This window comes from Herbiconiux daphne (assembly GCF_024979295.1).
GTDB classification, from domain to species: Bacteria; Actinomycetota; Actinomycetes; order Actinomycetales; family Microbacteriaceae; genus Herbiconiux; species Herbiconiux daphnes.
Genome location: NZ_JANLCJ010000442.1, coordinates 1 through 670, shown reverse-complemented (window position 1 = coordinate 670; position 670 = coordinate 1). Strand labels below are relative to the sequence as shown.

Sequence of the window (670 nt, the reverse complement as noted above, 5' to 3'; positions counted from 1 at the left end):
TGGACAAGATGAAGAGGAAGACCAAAGCAATTGTCTGGAAATTGCAGCATCAGGTGAGCTTTACACAAAAAAAGAGTGGGAGAGCAACGGGGCTTTAAATACCTGTGCAAACTGTGGCTCTCCTATATCTTTCGACGAGGTTGAAACGACCGTCATTCGTCAGGGTTTTGCATGGTGTGAAGGCTGCGCTGGCGACGTAGACGAGATGGGATACCCAAAAGATTCTGGTTCTGAGCGTCCAGTATATTTATTCCCTTGTAATGTTTGCGGTGGGGAATATCATGAAGATTTAATGAGTGAGCAAGACAATATGTGTGTTCATTGTTTCAAAACTCATTATGTCCGTGCTCCAGAACCAGCGAACAATATTCTTGTTTACCGCAAGAAACTACAAAATGGCATGAGTGTCACCAAACCACTGTGGGAAAAGATGTGTAACTGCAACTGGTGTAATAAACCAATCCCTTGGTCTATTGCAGAGAACGCAGAGTTTGTTGGTGCTCGTGTCACTTGTGTAGAGTGTTCTATGAAACTGGATGTAGGCGTAATCCCTTACCCAGCGTCGAACACTTAACTAAATGTAAAATCGATAACAAAGGAGTGAAATGTAAATGGACAATTCGATGAATGAAGTCAAAGTGTTACGCCTTGATACACCGGTTGTGGTTCG

Annotated in this window: 1 protein-coding gene; it reads left to right on the top strand. The window is 43.1% G+C overall.

All coding sequences use genetic code 11. The features are described from left to right. Positions 1–574, top strand: a 574-nt coding sequence (locus N1032_RS25740) for a hypothetical protein (RefSeq protein WP_259543455.1), incomplete at its 5' end; no start/stop codon positions are given. Positions 575–670: the final 96 nt, after the last annotated feature.